This window comes from Photorhabdus viridis, assembly GCF_040256935.1.
In the GTDB taxonomy this organism is placed as follows: Bacteria; Pseudomonadota; Gammaproteobacteria; order Enterobacterales; family Enterobacteriaceae; genus Photorhabdus; species Photorhabdus viridis.
Window position 1 is genome coordinate 1 of the sequence record NZ_JBEJZY010000419.1, and the last position, 249, is coordinate 249.

Consider the following 249-nt stretch of genomic DNA (forward strand, 5'->3'; position numbering starts at 1 on the left):
GTAAATCCGGCTTCGGCGATGGCCTGAGGCGCAATGGCGGAATTTCGGGTCAGTCGGTAGGCCGCTTCAACATCGGCAGGAGAGTCAAGAGATTGCACGAGCGATTGTCCTATATGGTTAGCCAACGAACAGGCCACCTTCACCAGGCGGTTGGTACGGCGTTTATCACCTAATTCCGCATGTTGAAACGTGTCATTTGCCCATTGTTCGGCGCAAGTTGAAAACATAAAGATTACCTCAAGTCGTGTT

1 protein-coding gene is annotated in these 249 nt (G+C 51.4%); it reads right to left on the reverse strand.

All coding sequences use genetic code 11. The annotated features are described in order from the left end of the window. Nucleotides 1–227: IS4/Tn5 family transposase DNA-binding protein (locus tag ABR397_RS23990; protein WP_350307872.1), on the reverse strand; the 227-nt coding region annotated here is incomplete at its 3' end. Nucleotides 228–249 lie beyond the last annotated feature (22 nt).